Annotated in this window: 17 protein-coding genes; 9 read left to right on the forward strand and 8 right to left on the reverse strand. The window is 41.5% G+C overall.

Features of this window, described 5'->3' with window-relative positions:
- The first annotated feature begins 131 nt into the window (after window positions 1–131).
- Window positions 132–1,592, forward strand: coding sequence for an Asp-tRNA(Asn)/Glu-tRNA(Gln) amidotransferase subunit GatA (gene gatA, locus V7K25_RS11280; RefSeq protein ID WP_335157857.1), 1,461 nt, complete (start codon window positions 132–134; stop codon window positions 1,590–1,592).
- An 80-nt stretch (window positions 1,593–1,672) separates the two neighbouring features.
- On the opposite strand, the gene V7K25_RS11285 is transcribed toward gatA, so the two are convergent.
- Entirely contained in the window at window positions 1,673–2,131 is a 459-nt protein-coding gene (locus V7K25_RS11285; RefSeq protein WP_335157859.1) for a helix-turn-helix domain-containing protein, read from the reverse strand.
- Window positions 2,132–2,332: 201 nt separating this feature from the next.
- Between V7K25_RS11285 and V7K25_RS11290 the strand changes: the two genes are divergently transcribed.
- Together V7K25_RS11290 and V7K25_RS11295 are read left to right on the forward strand one after the other, a co-directional pair.
- On the forward strand, window positions 2,333–3,253 hold the full coding sequence (locus V7K25_RS11290; protein WP_335157861.1) for an alpha/beta hydrolase: 921 nt from the start codon (window positions 2,333–2,335) through the stop codon (window positions 3,251–3,253).
- 167 nt (window positions 3,254–3,420) lie between these two features.
- The gene (locus V7K25_RS11295; protein ID WP_335157863.1) at window positions 3,421–4,047 is read left to right on the forward strand and encodes a PadR family transcriptional regulator; all 627 of its coding nucleotides are present in this window, start codon (window positions 3,421–3,423) and stop codon (window positions 4,045–4,047) included.
- A gap of 56 nt (window positions 4,048–4,103) precedes the next feature.
- Here V7K25_RS11295 and V7K25_RS11300 read toward each other — a convergent pair whose 3' ends face one another.
- Window positions 4,104–4,790: an HAD family hydrolase gene (locus V7K25_RS11300; protein WP_335157865.1), complete on the reverse strand. Its 687-nt coding sequence runs from the start codon at window positions 4,788–4,790 to the stop codon at window positions 4,104–4,106.
- Window positions 4,791–4,986: 196 nt separating this feature from the next.
- Here V7K25_RS11300 and V7K25_RS11305 point away from each other — a divergent pair, with 196 nt between their 5' ends.
- Together V7K25_RS11305 and V7K25_RS11310 are read left to right on the forward strand one after the other, a co-directional pair.
- A complete protein-coding gene (locus V7K25_RS11305; RefSeq protein ID WP_335157867.1) occupies window positions 4,987–5,760 on the forward strand; it encodes a glucosamine-6-phosphate deaminase in 774 nt (257 codons plus the stop codon).
- 332 nt (window positions 5,761–6,092) lie between these two features.
- Window positions 6,093–6,461: a Dethiobiotin synthetase gene (locus V7K25_RS11310; RefSeq protein ID WP_109008224.1), complete on the forward strand. Its 369-nt coding sequence runs from the start codon at window positions 6,093–6,095 to the stop codon at window positions 6,459–6,461.
- Window positions 6,462–6,553: 92 nt separating this feature from the next.
- Here the strand turns inward: V7K25_RS11310 and V7K25_RS11315 are convergent, their stop codons facing one another.
- Complete coding sequence (locus V7K25_RS11315; protein WP_335157929.1) at window positions 6,554–7,165, reverse strand: hypothetical protein; 612 nt, start codon at window positions 7,163–7,165, stop codon at window positions 6,554–6,556.
- A 443-nt stretch (window positions 7,166–7,608) separates the two neighbouring features.
- Entirely contained in the window at window positions 7,609–9,117 is a 1,509-nt protein-coding gene (locus tag V7K25_RS11320) for an ABC transporter permease subunit (protein WP_335157869.1), read from the reverse strand.
- A gap of 262 nt (window positions 9,118–9,379) precedes the next feature.
- On the opposite strand from V7K25_RS11320, the gene V7K25_RS11325 reads away from it, so the two are divergent.
- Entirely contained in the window at window positions 9,380–10,144 is a 765-nt protein-coding gene (locus V7K25_RS11325) for an amino acid ABC transporter ATP-binding protein (RefSeq protein WP_335157871.1), read from the forward strand.
- A 74-nt stretch (window positions 10,145–10,218) separates the two neighbouring features.
- Here the strand turns inward: V7K25_RS11325 and V7K25_RS11330 are convergent, their stop codons facing one another.
- A complete protein-coding gene (locus V7K25_RS11330; protein WP_335157872.1) occupies window positions 10,219–10,419 on the reverse strand; it encodes a hypothetical protein in 201 nt (66 codons plus the stop codon).
- A 298-nt stretch (window positions 10,420–10,717) separates the two neighbouring features.
- On the opposite strand from V7K25_RS11330, the gene V7K25_RS11335 reads away from it, so the two are divergent.
- On the forward strand, window positions 10,718–11,128 hold the full coding sequence (locus V7K25_RS11335; RefSeq protein ID WP_335157873.1) for a hypothetical protein: 411 nt from the start codon (window positions 10,718–10,720) through the stop codon (window positions 11,126–11,128).
- Window positions 11,129–11,526: 398 nt separating this feature from the next.
- Here V7K25_RS11335 and lipB read toward each other — a convergent pair whose 3' ends face one another.
- Both lipB and V7K25_RS11345 read right to left on the reverse strand, forming a co-directional pair.
- Entirely contained in the window at window positions 11,527–12,189 is a 663-nt protein-coding gene (gene lipB / locus V7K25_RS11340; protein ID WP_335157875.1) for a lipoyl(octanoyl) transferase LipB, read from the reverse strand.
- A gap of 308 nt (window positions 12,190–12,497) precedes the next feature.
- On the reverse strand, window positions 12,498–12,725 hold the full coding sequence (locus V7K25_RS11345) for a hypothetical protein (protein ID WP_335157877.1): 228 nt from the start codon (window positions 12,723–12,725) through the stop codon (window positions 12,498–12,500).
- Between the two features lie 90 nt (window positions 12,726–12,815).
- Here V7K25_RS11345 and hpf point away from each other — a divergent pair, with 90 nt between their 5' ends.
- On the forward strand, window positions 12,816–13,460 hold the full coding sequence (gene hpf, locus V7K25_RS11350) for a ribosome hibernation-promoting factor, HPF/YfiA family (protein WP_335157879.1): 645 nt from the start codon (window positions 12,816–12,818) through the stop codon (window positions 13,458–13,460).
- Window positions 13,461–13,534: 74 nt separating this feature from the next.
- On the opposite strand, the gene V7K25_RS11355 is transcribed toward hpf, so the two are convergent.
- Complete coding sequence (locus V7K25_RS11355; protein ID WP_335157881.1) at window positions 13,535–13,990, reverse strand: peroxiredoxin; 456 nt, start codon at window positions 13,988–13,990, stop codon at window positions 13,535–13,537.
- A 122-nt stretch (window positions 13,991–14,112) separates the two neighbouring features.
- On the opposite strand from V7K25_RS11355, the gene V7K25_RS11360 reads away from it, so the two are divergent.
- Window positions 14,113–14,304, forward strand: coding sequence for a hypothetical protein (locus tag V7K25_RS11360; protein ID WP_335157883.1), 192 nt, complete (start codon window positions 14,113–14,115; stop codon window positions 14,302–14,304).

A 14,304-nucleotide genomic window follows, 5' to 3' on the forward strand; every position in this document is an offset into this window, starting at 1 on the left:
GGAGCAGGGAGCAAGGGAGAAGAATTTTCCCCTCTGCCCCCCGCACCCCGCCCCTCTGCCTCTTATACCCCATACCCAATCTCGACCAATATGTACTAAAATCAATGACTTGAGTCACAAAGAGAGCAATCATGGCATCCATCCGCGAGTTGCACCAACAGCTGGTTAAGAAAGAACGTTCTGCCGTTGAAATTACCCAAGAAGCTTTAGAGCGCATTCAAGCGTTAGAGCCGAAATTGCACAGCTTTTTATGTATCACCGCAGAACGGGCATTAGAGCAGGCAGGTGCTGTGGATGCGAAAATCGCTGCGGGAGAAGAAATTGGGCTGCTAGCAGGCATTCCTGTTGGGATTAAGGACAATTTATGTACTAAGGGCATTCCTACCACCTGCGCCTCCCGGATTTTGGAAAATTTCGTGCCGCCTTATGAATCAACAGCGACGCAAAAACTGGCAGATGCTGGCGCGGTAATGGTAGGCAAAACCAACTTGGATGAGTTTGCAATGGGTAGTTCCACAGAAAACTCTGCCTACCAAGTCACAGCTAATCCTTGGGATTTATCACGAGTTCCAGGTGGTTCTTCGGGGGGTTCTGCGGCGGCGGTGGCAGCTCAAGAATGTGTCGTTGCTCTTGGTTCTGATACTGGCGGTTCTATTCGGCAACCTGCATCTTTTTGCGGTGTGGTGGGGATGAAACCCACTTATGGTTTGGTTTCTCGTTATGGTTTGGTGGCTTACGCTTCGTCTTTGGATCAAATTGGGCCATTTGGAAACACAGTAGAAGATGCGGCAATATTATTAAATGCGATCGCAGGTTACGATCCCAAAGACTCTACCAGCCTCAAAGTTGCCATTCCCAACTACGCCGCCAGCTTAAAACCAGACTTCAAACCCAGAGGTCAGCTAAAAATTGGGATTATCAAAGAAACTTTTGGTGAAGGTTTAGACTCCGTAGTGGAACAAGCTGTTACCAAAGCAGTAGATCAACTACAAAGATTGGGAGCGGAAATTCATATAATTTCCTGTCCTACCTTTCGCTACGGCTTACCCACCTACTACATCATCGCCCCATCTGAAGCGTCAGCAAACCTAGCTCGTTACGATGGCGTTAAATATGGTTATCGCGCCCCTGATGCCGATAATCTGCTATCGATGTACACTCGTACCCGTGCTACTGGTTTTGGTACAGAAGTCAAACGCCGGATTATGATCGGTACTTACGCACTTTCGGCTGGCTATTACGATGCTTACTACCTGAAAGCGCAAAAAGTCCGCACCCTGATTAAGCGAGATTTTGAAAAGGCTTTTGGCTTAGTTGATGTGTTAGTTTGTCCCACATCCCCCACTACAGCATTTAAAGCAGGGGAAAAAACTACTGACCCCTTGAGCATGTATTTAACTGACTTGATGACTATTCCTGTGAATCTTGCTGGTTTACCTAGTTTAAGTTTGCCATGTGGTTTTGATGATCAGGGGCTACCGATAGGATTACAGCTAATTGGCAATGTCCTGCGAGAAGACCTACTGTTTCAAGTAGCTTACGCTTATGAGCAATCCACTACTTGGCATCTGCGTAAACCGCAAATATCTTGAAAATGGCATTTGTCATTTGTTATTCTTTCTCTCCCTGCCCCCTGCCCCCTGCCCCCTGCCCTCCACTCCCCACTCCCCACTCACTTATTACTAACCATTGACTGTTGACTATTGACTTCTGGAGTCGGGAATTCAGATGTAATTTGTGGTGGATTAAGTGTATGTAAAAGACCAACAGATGCAGCTACTAATAAGAGAATATAGGTAACAATAAGAGGTATATACGTATTTGATTTGTTGCCTGAATTATTCTGATTATTCTTCAAGTCTTGACAGACTACATTGCTTATAAGAGTATGTGATAAAGCATTTCCATCCAGTCCTAAAGCATCTCCATAGCGACGGATGAATCCTTGAATAAAAATAGGCTCAGGCAATTCTTCAAATCGTTCTTCTTCTAAAGCTTGCAAAACACCTGCTCTGATGAGTGTTCTTGCAGCTATTTGTTCTATACATATAGATTTTTGTTGTCTTACTTGTCGCAAGTGTGTAGTTATTTCTTTTAGCTGCTCTACTTGAGCTTGGTTTAAGAGCGTCACTGTCTTCTCCTGTATGGGCTAATTCTACTATTCATATAGTTAGAAGCCCTAAATACGCATACGTATTTTTACTGGATAATTGATTTTTAGGAGAAATTTTTTAAGAATGGTTGAAATCTAGATTGGAAAATGCTATAGCTGCTTATACTAAGTAAATATATTGTTAATATAGACACTTCATATTTATTAAAAACTTAAGGTATGAAAGTTAATAAACTGCAATTTATACAAGTATTTTTGCAATTGCTACTCTGGAGCGGGATAATTGCAGCGTTCCTGCTTCAGGTTGCCGTAGGCATCGCTTACTGTGCCATCTGTCTATTTCTTTTTATTAAGCAACCTCGCTTCATTTTCTTTCCCTCTGCTGTCATTGAAAAGACACCAGAGTTTTTTAATCTCCCTTACGAAGAGGTTTGGTTATCTGTGCCTAAAACAGGCAAGGTAGAACATATTCACGGTTGGTGGATAGAAGCCAAACAACCCAATGCTAAGGTGTTGCTATACTTACACGGGAATGGTATCAATATTGGCGCAAATATAGCTCATGCGAATCGGTTTCATCAGCTAGGGTTTTCGGTATTGCTGATTGATTATCGGGGTTATGGTCGCAGCGAGGGTATGTTTCCCAATGAAAAGCGGGTTTATGAAGATGCAGCCACAGCTTGGAATTACTTGGTGCAGCAACAAGAGATTCCACCCAGCCAAATTTTTCTTTATGGGCATTCTCTTGGGGGTGCAATAGGCATCGACTTGGCAGTGAAACACCCACAAGCTGCTGGTTTAATCGTGGAAAGCTCTTTTACATCCATCCGCGATTTAATCACTTATCGAAACATGTTTTGGATGTTTCCTGTGGATTTAATCTTGACACAGCGCTTTGATTCCATTAAAAAATTGCCAAAGCTAAAAATGCCAGTTTTATTCATTCATGGCGCTGCTGATTCGACTGTACCCTCTTTCATGAGCCAAAAACTCTATGCTGCTGCTCCCCAACCAAAGCAACTATTGCTGGTTCCAGGAGCAGATCATAACGATACAGCAGTAGTTGCCGGTTCACAATATTTACAATGGGTAGAGTCTTTTGTGCAACAAGTGCAACCTCGTAGCTATTTGAATTCCTGAGTCTTCATCAGTTTCGACTAGCTTTGCATTAGCACAGCCCGTCGCAGCCATCGCTTGTGGTGTTGGCACAGTTTTACTTCATAAATCTTCATCAAAATTCTATTCCGATATATCGCGATATATTCCGATATATCGTATAGTAGAGAAAGTTGATTTGAGATTCATTTATGTTTAGACACTTTCGGTCACGCTTTGGCGCACCTGCATGGGCAGGAGTTAACGAAGACGATTCATTGCTTGTCAGGTCATGGTTTGGGCATGGCAAGCATCATGGTAGAGATCATGACAAACACTTTGGCAATGAAATGTTTGGTCGTGGTTGGGGAGATGAACATCGGACTCGTCGGGGTGACATCAAGTTCATCCTGCTGGAATTGTTATCCGAGCATCCTAGTCATGGTTACGACCTAATTAAAGATGCGGAAACTCGCTATGGTGGTTTCCGTCGCCTCAGTCCTGGCTCAGTATATCCAACACTCCAATTGCTGGAGGAAGGTAGTTATCTCAAGAGCGCCCAGGAAGGTGGCAAGCGGATTTACACGATTACCGATGAAGGTAGACAATTATTGGCAGAACGCGCCCAACAGGAAACTTCAGACACTCCTTGGGATGCCTTCAAAAGTTTCGTAACAGGTAAGCCTCAAGAGTTTATTGAGTTGCGGAATGCTGCAACAGAATTAGCTGCTGTTGTGGTGCAGGTTGCTCGTAGTGGCAATATGGAGCGGATAAATCGGGTGCGTGAGCTTCTAGAGCAAGTTAAACGGGAAATTTACGCAATTCTCGCGGAAAAATAAATAGAGACGGGTTAGCAAATTCGCGTCTCTACTCTTGATGTTCTAAGATTTTGTGCTTATAAGTTAGAAGCGATCGCACTCAAATCTGGTTCAATGAGTGAGTTGAGCAATGTCCACAACTGCAAATCAGTAAAATCTGGAATTGCCATAAATGCGCCGACTTCCTGCAATACTTGGGGATCGTGGGTGGAGGCGATGCCAATAGTGCGGATATCTGCGCCCACCGCCGCCCGAATACCAGAGGGAGAGTCTTCTAAAGCGATCGCTTCCTCTGCTGTAATCCCCAAGTTACTCAGGGCGACTTGATAGGGTGCAGGATCGGGTTTACCTGCAATACAATCATCTGCTACAACAATTGTATGAAAAGCTTCTTTGATTCCCAAAACCTCTAGCATAAATTCTGCATTTAATCTAGGGGCATTAGTTACTAATGCCCGCTTTAACTGATGTGTCTGTGTCCATGCTAGTAGTTCAGAAAATCCACTTAACGGTTTTAGATGCGGGGCGAGTTTGCGGAAAAACGCCTCTTTTTCGTCTGCAAATTTTTGCCCTTCTGCTGTTGATAATTGTGGCAGAATATCCTTAACAATTTCTGGATTTAGCCGCCCACTAATTCGGGATTTATAAAATGTTTCGTCAATTTCTATGCTGTAATTTAACAGCATTTCCCGCCAAGCTCGGTAGTGTATGGGGTCAGTGTTGACAATAGTGCCGTCTAGGTCAAAGAGAATTGCAGCCAGCATGATTTTTGGTTAAAATGTAAATAATTGTTAACTTAATTTAAATAGTTTACATTGTTTTTTTGCCTTTATACAGCGCAAAAAGCTATAAATTAATCTGCTAAATCCTAAAATCTATATTGGATAAGCGATGTCAAGACAGACAGGTAGAGCTTCTCAAGTAACTACCGTATAATTGATAACCTTCTGTGTAAGCAAAATGCTAGCCGCTACAAACTTTTTTCGCGTTGATGATTTACTAGTGCAGATTTACAACTCTGAAGTCGAAATGGCTCAAGATGTTGCCGAAATCGCCCAAAAGCATTTACAGCAAGTTCTTAATCTTCAGGATACAACTGCTGTATTGTTAGCAACAGGTAACTCCCAACTCAAATTTCTTGATGCTTTGATTGCATTGGGTGGTATAGATTGGTCACGGATTATTCTGTTCCATCTAGATGAATATTTGGGAATTACGGCTGACCATTCTGCTAGTTTCCGGCGCTATATGCGAGAACGTGTAGAGAAGCGGGTTGTTCCTAAAGAATTTCACTATATAGAAGGTGATACATTGCAACCAGTAGCAGAGTGCGATCGCTACACTAAACTACTCCTTGCACAACCAATTGACTTATGCTGTCTTGGTGTCGGCGAAAATGGACATTTGGCTTTTAACGATCCAGCAGTAGCGAATTTCCAAGATCCTTACAGCGTAAAACTTGCAAAACTGGATACAGTGAACCGTCAGCAACAAGTAAGCACAGGTCAGTTTCCGAATCTAGAAAATGTCCCACAATATGCTTTTACTGTCACCATCCCGACGATTTGTTCAGCAAAAAAAATTATCTGTCTAGCTCCCGAAACACGTAAAGCAAATGTGGTAAAACAGATGTTGCAAGGAGCTATAAGTACAGACTGTCCTGCTTCTATTCTCCGTCAACAATCCCAAGCGACGTTATTTTTGGATGTCAATTCTGCTAGTTTGCTGTCGTGAAAAACGAAAACTGCTGTATAATATTAGCAAACACATACTGTTAGCAGTATTGAATGCTGCTATCAACAGAAAGTGCATCCTCCTCCTAGCACCAATCAAAAAAAACGCCAAGACCTTTTCTTAGTATGCGGACTCCAAAGTTTAGGACAACATTGTGTTGCAGTCCTAAAGGAATACGATGTTGCAGAAACCTAATCCGTGAGTATTAGGAATCCCTGCCGTTTACGGCGAGGTGGATGTCAAAAGAGATTGCTATAAATAACCAAAAGCCAGTTTAATGACTTTTTAATTAGGTATTCCTGCTGAAGCAGAATGTACGCTAAACTGGCTACATGAATTACGAAACAGCTCGGAAACTCCTCATAGATCAGACAAGCACAACCGAGGAAAACCCAGATGCGCTGTTGACGCGTATGAAACAGGGAAAACCACCGGTACCCGGTCAGATCACCTCGATTTTGTTGGCATTGAAAGTGGTGTTTGAAGCCCTCAAAGATGCAAAGAGCCTAGACCGAGAGCTGGCTTTAACCCTTTTTCAGTTAAGCATTAAGGCGCAACAGCTGTTTGCCGCAGGGCGTAAAGCCGGGGTTGATTGGCCGCCACTACTAAAGGAAGATTTACTACGAATTTCCTTAGCATCTGAAAGTATCTTTTCGGGTACATGGCAAACTCTTGCTCCTATAGGGTTGGGGAAGTTGTAGAAAATTCAGTCATCTTTAAATGAGAAGGGATGAGGGAGCAGGGGAGAAATCAATTAAAAATTAAAAATTAAAGAACTTCTGCCCGATGCCCATTATCGAATTTGGAGTTCCCTTTCTAACTTGTCTAGATCAGTTTTGAGCAAAATCGTCATTTGACCAGTAAAAGCTTTGCCAGTCTTGGGTTGGGCAATTTCTACCCAGTATACATAGCGATCGCCTACTCGTAATTCTCCCTTTAAAGCTTCCCGAATTGGAGTTTTGGCAAAACGCGCTGAGTTAACTACGTTTTCGTTGGGATACTGGTACACGACTTGGGCGCGATCGTAATCTTGATAAATCTCTAAACCATAAATCACCCGCAAAGATTCTTGGAGACGCGTAAATGTCATGCCATTAATGGCATCATACATGGCAATGCGCTCAGTCCGAATTGTGCCACGATCTTTGGTAAACTCTACCCTACCGGGAGGCAATACCGATGCTTGAAAAGTGAATCGTTGAGCAGCTGTATCAGTCTTTTGCACAAATAATTGTTCCCCACTCCTGGGGCGGAGTGTGGGATGTGCTTTAATCCAAGTGCCTACTTCCTCTGTACTTTGCCCTGGTAAAGCATTGGCTTGAGAATCAAAAAGCGTTCCCACACACAGCCAGGGCACTATAGAAAAAGGCAAAATCAAAGAGTTAAGCAGAGATTTTTTGAGAATTTTGCTGTTGAGGGCTTTCATGGAAATTTCTCCATTAGAGAGTAACCATAGTCTTCCCGTTTTTCAGCAAGATTATTTCAAGCGTCAACCCAACTTAATACATTAATAGGACTTACGCACACTCTACGAATTTTTGGCGTTCTTCTCTAACGAGACGCTGCGCGTTGGCGGAAGCCTCTCGTAGAGATGGCGTCTTCTCTGCGAGACGCGAAGCGCGATGGCGGTTCGACAAATTAAGCTTTTGGACGATTTTTGCGTAAGTCCTACTAATTAAGGATCTTAATTATCATGGCTCTATCATAGAAAAAGCTAATAGTGATTTACAAGCGATCGCAGATTATTTCTCAGTAGAAAATATTCATCATGGGAACCAGTAAATCCTCATGAGATTAGGTTTTTACGACTATGTGAAATGGATAAATCATAACATCACTCAAAAATTATTAAGTATCGTACTTTCTGTGCCGTTTCACTGGATTCATCCACACTTCTAACCGACTAAATGCTTGTGAAGAAAGTAAAGTCAAACATAAATAAACCAACGCCACAGCCGCGTAAATTTCAAAAGCGCGATAGTTATCGGCGACAATTAGTTGTCCTTTGCGAAACAATTCTTCAAAACCAATCACTGCAACTAAGCTTGTATCTTTCAACAAACTAATAAATTCATTACCTAAAGGTGGAATCATTCGTCGAAAAGCCTGGGGAAAAATTATATAACTCATTGTTTGTACAGAACTCAAACCTAATGACTGTGCAGCTTCTGCTTGTCCTGGTTCAATTGATTGAATACCCGCACGAACAACTTCGGCAATGTATGCGGCACTATTCAAACTTAAAGCAATTACCCCAGCAGTTAGGCGATCAAAACTAAATGTCAAACCAAGTTCTTGCAAAATTGCAGGTAATCCAAAGTAAATCATAAAAATTTGCACCAACAATGGTGTTCCCCGGAAAAAATCTACATACGCCCTCGCTAGCCAACGCACAGGTGCAATATGAGAAAGGCGGATAATACCAATCAGGGAACCCCCAATTAAACCAAACACTACAGAAAGTATCGTCAATTGCAAGGTTACCAATGCACCTTGTAATAAAGTTGGAAAAGCTTGTAAAATCACGCCAAATGAGGTAAATATTTTAGGCGTGTTAGTGTTAGTTTGATTCTCAAATAGTGATTTAGCTGGTAGTGATGGCGGTTCGACTTTAAACCATTTCTGGTAAATTTGAGAATAAGTGCCATTTTTCAGCACCTTATCCAAGCCATCATTTATCAATGCCAAATTCGGCGAGTTTTTTGGTGTAGCAATTCCATAAAACTCCTCCGTCAGCAATTTTTGGACTATTTTAATTCCCTGAAGATTGCCCGTATTAATGGCATATACAGTCATAGGTGCATCATTAATTACTGCATCCACATTGCCATTGAGCAATTCTTGCAAAGCTATGGGCGCAGAATCAAAGCTGCGAATTTGCACCCCAGGAATACTTTTAGCCTTTATAGCCCCAGTTGTACCAATTTGTACAGCAATTTTTTTATTTTTGAGACTGTCAAAACCAGTAATATCTTGATTGTCTACACGAATCGCGATCGCTAACCCAGATTTAAAATAAGGACGGGAAAAAGAAATAGTCTTTGCCCTCTCCTCTGTAATCGTGATGGAACTAATCGCCGCATCTACCGTTTTGGCTCCTAAAGCTGAGATTATGCCATCAAAAGGCAGACTTTTAAAATTGAATTTAAAGTTAGCAGCAACTGCGATCGCATTCATCACATCAATAGAAAAACCTTGTAACTCACCACTTTGTCTTTGAAACTCAAAAGGTGGAAACGTCGGATCAGTAGCAACTTGCAGAGTTTTACCCGCGCTAGAGTTCACAGCACAGCCAGCTAGTAACAAACAGCTAAAACCTACAACCACACACCAGCGCACAAAACCAAATTTAACCATATTATTTTCTCTCCCTCTCTGCGCTCTTGGCGTCTTGGCGGTTCGTTTAAGTTACATCTTGCAGCTGTTCAATCTCCCGTCAAGAAATAAATTTCACAGGCTTCTAGCTTAAGTCTACTGGAAGTAGACTAAAACCCTTACTTAGTCTTCTTTTGAAGACTTTAGCTATTAGCCTCAAAATTAATTCTGAGGCGTTTTTTAGGACTGCTGCACGTCTACCTTAAAACCTTACAATCAACTGTAGAGTAGTTTGACACAAGTAATGAACAATACCATCCCCGCCATTATTTTTGACAATATCGAAAAAAACTTTGGTTCCCTCAAAGTTCTTAAAGGAATCACCGGCGAAATTAACCGGGGAGAAGTCGTTGCAGTTATTGGTTCCTCCGGCTGTGGTAAAAGTACCCTACTACGCTGCTTCAACCGCCTAGAAACAATTGATAAAGGGCGTTTAATCATCAACGGAATTAACTTATCTAGGCCCACTCTCAACTATAGCCAAGTGCGGCAACTACGAACACAAGTAGGTATGGTTTTTCAACAGTTCAACCTGTTTCCCCATCTGAGCGTCTTAGAAAATATGACACTTGCACCTCAGAAAGTCTTGGGAAAAACACCGAAGGAAAGCGCCCAACTAGCAAGGTTATATCTCGAAAAAGTTGGCTTATCTGAAAAAGCCTCGGCTTATCCCGAACAACTTTCTGGGGGACAAAAGCAACGAGTAGCCATCGCTCGTAGTTTATGTATGAATCCCCAAATCATGTTATTTGACGAACCCACCAGCGCCTTAGATCCTGAACTCGTCGGCGAAGTTTTGCAAGTGATGCAACAATTGGCATCTGAAGGGATGACAATGGTAGTTGTCACCCATGAAATGCAATTTGCAAAAGAAGTAGCCCATCAGGTGATATTTTTAGACAACGGTATTGTGACAGAACAAGGCCCAGCCTATGAACTGCTGACCAATCCCCAAAGCGATCGCCTACGTCTTTTCCTCAGTCGCCTTCAAATAATTCGTAATTCGTAATTCGTAATTCGTAATTCGTAATTGGGCATTGCTTATTTCTGCCTCCCCACTGCCCACTCCCCACTCCCCGCTATTCAAAGATACTCACGCAAGAAATCAAAGGGATCATCTTCCCAACAAGGTTCAGGTATCAGCCAAAACAAACTTCTGTGAATATCGGCTTCAATTTCATCAACGTCATCTCTATCAAATAGTTCTATCAAAGCTGTCCAATCACGTTCTCTCAAAGACGTTAAAGATGGGGGATATACCTGGAGATTATTTGAGTAATTCACGCGCAAAGTTGTGGTTGACAGCCGTAAAAATTAGTCTAATGGTTTGTAAATAATTATATTCTAGCTTAGACTGTTGTAGTCACAGTGTTAATAGTAAACCTTGCACACTTTAGAAATTAATTTGAATTTGCATAACTTGTGGAAACCCATCAAGTTTTTATAACTTCAGGAAAGCTTGTCAGAAGAACGGTATTAATTCGGAAGCCACAATTACTATGAGCAGGACAAGATGTTAGGTAAGATGCACAAGCTACTGCTTGTTTATCCAGGAGTATCAACCTACAATCTAACTCTTATCATGCAACCGAAACAAACAGCTTTAGTTTTAGCATTAACCTTAGGTCTTATTGGTGGTGTAACAACACCTAGCAAAGCTCAAAGTTTATCTGATTTAGATGGCAATGCTTTCTTAGGTAATCCTCAAACAGGAAAGTTTTTAGGTATTGTCTCCAGTAATCGTTATGATGAAAAGTCAATCTGCAATCCCTACGATACTTATGGCAGTAAGTATGAAGAGTTGAGTATACACAATAGTTACGGTGATTATGGCAGCCGCTATTCAGACTTTAGTGCCTACAATCCCCGCGCACAATACCCACCTCAACTTTATTTAAGTAATGGTGAAGTTTTGGCAATAGTCTCTGTTAATCCAAAGTGGGAAGGAATTCACCCTGGTGTATTGTTTGGAGTTATTTGCGAACAGAGATGATAAATAATGAGATAAAAGTTTAATAAATTATAGCAGTGAAAAACTATTCAAAAAGTTATGAAAAAACTCCCTTGGATTGTGGGGATTTTTATCTTTGTTACGGTTATTAATTCTAGAAACTCATCCACTAGGCACAGAGAGATAAATCCTTATACGCCTGTTCATAAGCCGTATACATTTGAAGGTTATTGTTATTGTCCTTATAATTTAGACCAAACAGGGGATTTATGCGGGGATAGGTCAGCATACGTAAGAACTGGAGGTGCTGAACCTGTATGCTATGTTCGTGACCTTCGTTAATTAAACGTGACCTCTAACGAAAATAATTCGTTATCGCTGAAACAAACATAATCATGTTTCTAAGGAGTCTAATAACCAAAATAAAACTTAGTTAATTATTATTGAGGAACTGACTCGACTAATTCCACACCGAAGACTTCAGCAAAGGACTGTGCTATATAAAAACGCACTTCTTCGCAGGTGATACCTGGAATCCATTCGGCTAAACTGCCTACAGGTCTATCAGAAATACCGCAGGGTACAATGCGCTCAAAGCCTGTCATGTCTGGACAAACATTTAATGCAAAGCCGTGCATAGTAATCCAACGACTGACTTTAATCCCAATAGCCGCAACTTTTCGCCCTTGTAACCAAACGCCAGTAAAAGCCGGAATTCTTTCTCCCTGCAACCCATAAACTGCCAATACGCGAATTATGACTTCTTCGAGTTCGCGTAAGTACCAATGGAGGTCTTTACGATAACGTTGCAGATTTAAAATTGGATACCCCACCAATTGACCAGGACAATGGTAAGTAACCTCGCCGCCCCGTTCAACTCGATGCACATCATATTGACCTTTATCAATATCAAATTTGAGAAAATCTGAGTTGCTTCCTTGTCCCAGAGTGTAGACCGGTGGATGTTCTAGCAAAATTAACACGTCGTCTAGACTGGGATTATGGATACGCTCAGTCAGGAGCGATCGCTGCCATCCATGAGCTTCTAAGTAAGGCATTAATCCTTGATTATATAGCAAACAACGGTTTTTGTGTGTTCTCATACTATGGATTATGCCAAAAGTCAACTGCATTAAGGGCAAAATATATTTCAAATTACAGGATTGGAGTCAAAAAATGTCAAGATTTGCAAAGGATTTTAAAGGAAAGTCAAGGGAACATGAATTAGAAAATACAAAGTGCTAGCTTGAATATACAACCTCGATAGGTTTTAGGAGGAATTCTCTGCAATAAGCATCATGCCAGATAAAAACGAATGTAATGGCTGATGATTCTCATAATGTTGTTTGCATTTCAAACAGAATCAAATTTCCACAAAGACTTGATATTATTGAACAACAGCAAGCAAACTTCAACCGAACACAGAAGGAGCAACTATCAACCGTTCTGTAAATGTTGTTTTAACACAGAAGACAGTTACAGGAGCTACTGCTAAATTTTCCTCACCAAAGAATTCTATGTGGCGATCCCAATTGGATATCAGCGCAGAGATGAGGAAGAAAATCAAGGGTATAATGAGCAAAAACCTAGATGCAGTAAGTTTAGAAAAGCTTACCAGCAGTACATAAAAAGAGTTCACAATTTGTTTTGGCGGGAGTAATAGACCTTACCGCAATTTCTTTTCATACAAAGCAAATTCACACATTAAATATTCAGTGGGAGAGTTTACATGAAGCTTGTCATCCACGGCAAAAATATTGAAATCACCGATGCGATTCGGGAATATGTACATCAAAAGATTGAAAAAGCAGTTAGTCACTTCCAGAGCATTACAAATGAAGTAGATGTGCATCTTAGCGTAGCCCGTAATCCTCGAATTAATACAAGACAAGCGGCTGAAGTAACTATTTATGCTAACGGTAGCGTTATCCGTGCAGAGGAAAGCAGCGAAAACCTCTATGCCAGCATTGACTTAGTTGCAGATAAAATTGCCCGTCAACTGCGGAAATACAAAGAACGGCGTCAAGACCATAAAACTCAGTCCCAACCAGAAGAAGTTGTTGTTGTAGAATCGGTAGTTACAGATTTAATTGGCGATCGCACCCCCGAATTACCTAACGAAGTCGTCCGCACCAAATATTTTTCTATGCCGCCGATGACTCTTGCAGAAGCCCTAGAACAACTGCAACTCGTAGGACACGACTTTTATATGTTCCGCAATTCTGAAACTGGAGAGATTAATGTAATTTACGAACGCAACCACGGCGGTTATGGTGTGATCCATCCCCGCAATGGTAACGGTCATACTAACGGCAAAAATGGTAAGGCAACCCACGCTAATATTGTCATGCCGGAAAAGTTGCATTCTAAATAGGGAGTAGGGAGTAGGGAGATGAGGGAGATGAGGGAGAAATAACTCCTAACTCCTCATTCCCATTCCCCATTCCCTCATTTTGCAATCTGTTGCAAAGTTTTGAATGCTTCCTCAACATGACCTTTAAAGTTAAACATTGAATCAAAGACGTATTGCACAACTCCTTGTTGGTCAATAACGTAAGTAACGCGACCAGGGAATAAGCCAAAGGCTGCTGTTGCGCCATATAGCTTCCGTACTTGGTCGCCTTTGTCAGTTAACAGCGTAAAAGGTAGATTGTATTTCGCAGCAAATTTTTGGTGAGATTCGGTGGAATCAGCACTCACGCCGACAATTTCAGCGCCAGCACTTTTAAACACTTCATACTGATCGCGAAAGGCGCAGGATTCAGCAGTACATCCGGGTGTGTCATCCTTGGGATAAAAATATAGGACAACATTTTTGCCGCGAAAATCTTGAAGGCTAATTGTTGAGCCGTTTTGAGCAGGTAAAGTGAAATTAGGAGCAGTATCTCCAACTTTTATTGGCATAGCGAGTTGTGGTAATTATTTAACAAAATTTTACCTTGTATCTAAGTTTATAAATTTTGGTTGATTACTTGCATTAAGCGGGGTAGCTTAGTACAGCTTTGCGTAAAATCGTAGCGTTTTTAATGCAAAGGGACGCATTGGCATTGTTAGTCGATGCATTGGCATTGTCAGCCGATGCGTTGGCATTGTCAGTCGATGCGTTGGCATTGTCAGTCGATGCGTTGGCATTGTCAGTCGATGCGTTGGCATTGTTAGTCGATGCATTGGCATTGTCAAATTTAATTCGCTACGAATTAATGAAATGCTGTATTTAG

The sequence above is a fragment of the Nostoc sp. genome (genome assembly GCF_036919495.1).
In the GTDB taxonomy this organism is placed as follows: domain Bacteria; phylum Cyanobacteriota; class Cyanobacteriia; order Cyanobacteriales; family Nostocaceae; genus Nostoc.

Bases quoted from the DNA above. Each gene is read 5' to 3' on its own strand.
- lipB (WP_335157875.1), bottom strand. From the start codon at position 12,189: ATGAGAACACACAAAAACCGTTGTTTGCTATATAATCAAGGATTAATG.
- V7K25_RS11325 (WP_335157871.1), top strand. From the start codon at position 9,380: ATGAACAATACCATCCCCGCCATTATTTTTGACAATATCGAAAAAAAC.
- V7K25_RS11320 (WP_335157869.1), bottom strand. From the start codon at position 9,117: ATGGTTAAATTTGGTTTTGTGCGCTGGTGTGTGGTTGTAGGTTTTAGC.
- V7K25_RS11335 (WP_335157873.1), top strand. From the start codon at position 10,718: ATGCAACCGAAACAAACAGCTTTAGTTTTAGCATTAACCTTAGGTCTT.
- V7K25_RS11305 (WP_335157867.1), top strand. From the start codon at position 4,987: ATGCTAGCCGCTACAAACTTTTTTCGCGTTGATGATTTACTAGTGCAG.
- gatA (WP_335157857.1), top strand. From the start codon at position 132: ATGGCATCCATCCGCGAGTTGCACCAACAGCTGGTTAAGAAAGAACGT.
- V7K25_RS11290 (WP_335157861.1), top strand. From the start codon at position 2,333: ATGAAAGTTAATAAACTGCAATTTATACAAGTATTTTTGCAATTGCTA.
- V7K25_RS11300 (WP_335157865.1), bottom strand. From the start codon at position 4,790: ATGCTGGCTGCAATTCTCTTTGACCTAGACGGCACTATTGTCAACACT.
- V7K25_RS11310 (WP_109008224.1), top strand. From the start codon at position 6,093: ATGAATTACGAAACAGCTCGGAAACTCCTCATAGATCAGACAAGCACA.
- V7K25_RS11295 (WP_335157863.1), top strand. From the start codon at position 3,421: ATGTTTAGACACTTTCGGTCACGCTTTGGCGCACCTGCATGGGCAGGA.
- V7K25_RS11360 (WP_335157883.1), top strand. From the start codon at position 14,113: ATGCAAAGGGACGCATTGGCATTGTTAGTCGATGCATTGGCATTGTCA.
- hpf (WP_335157879.1), top strand. From the start codon at position 12,816: ATGAAGCTTGTCATCCACGGCAAAAATATTGAAATCACCGATGCGATT.
- V7K25_RS11355 (WP_335157881.1), bottom strand. From the start codon at position 13,990: ATGCCAATAAAAGTTGGAGATACTGCTCCTAATTTCACTTTACCTGCT.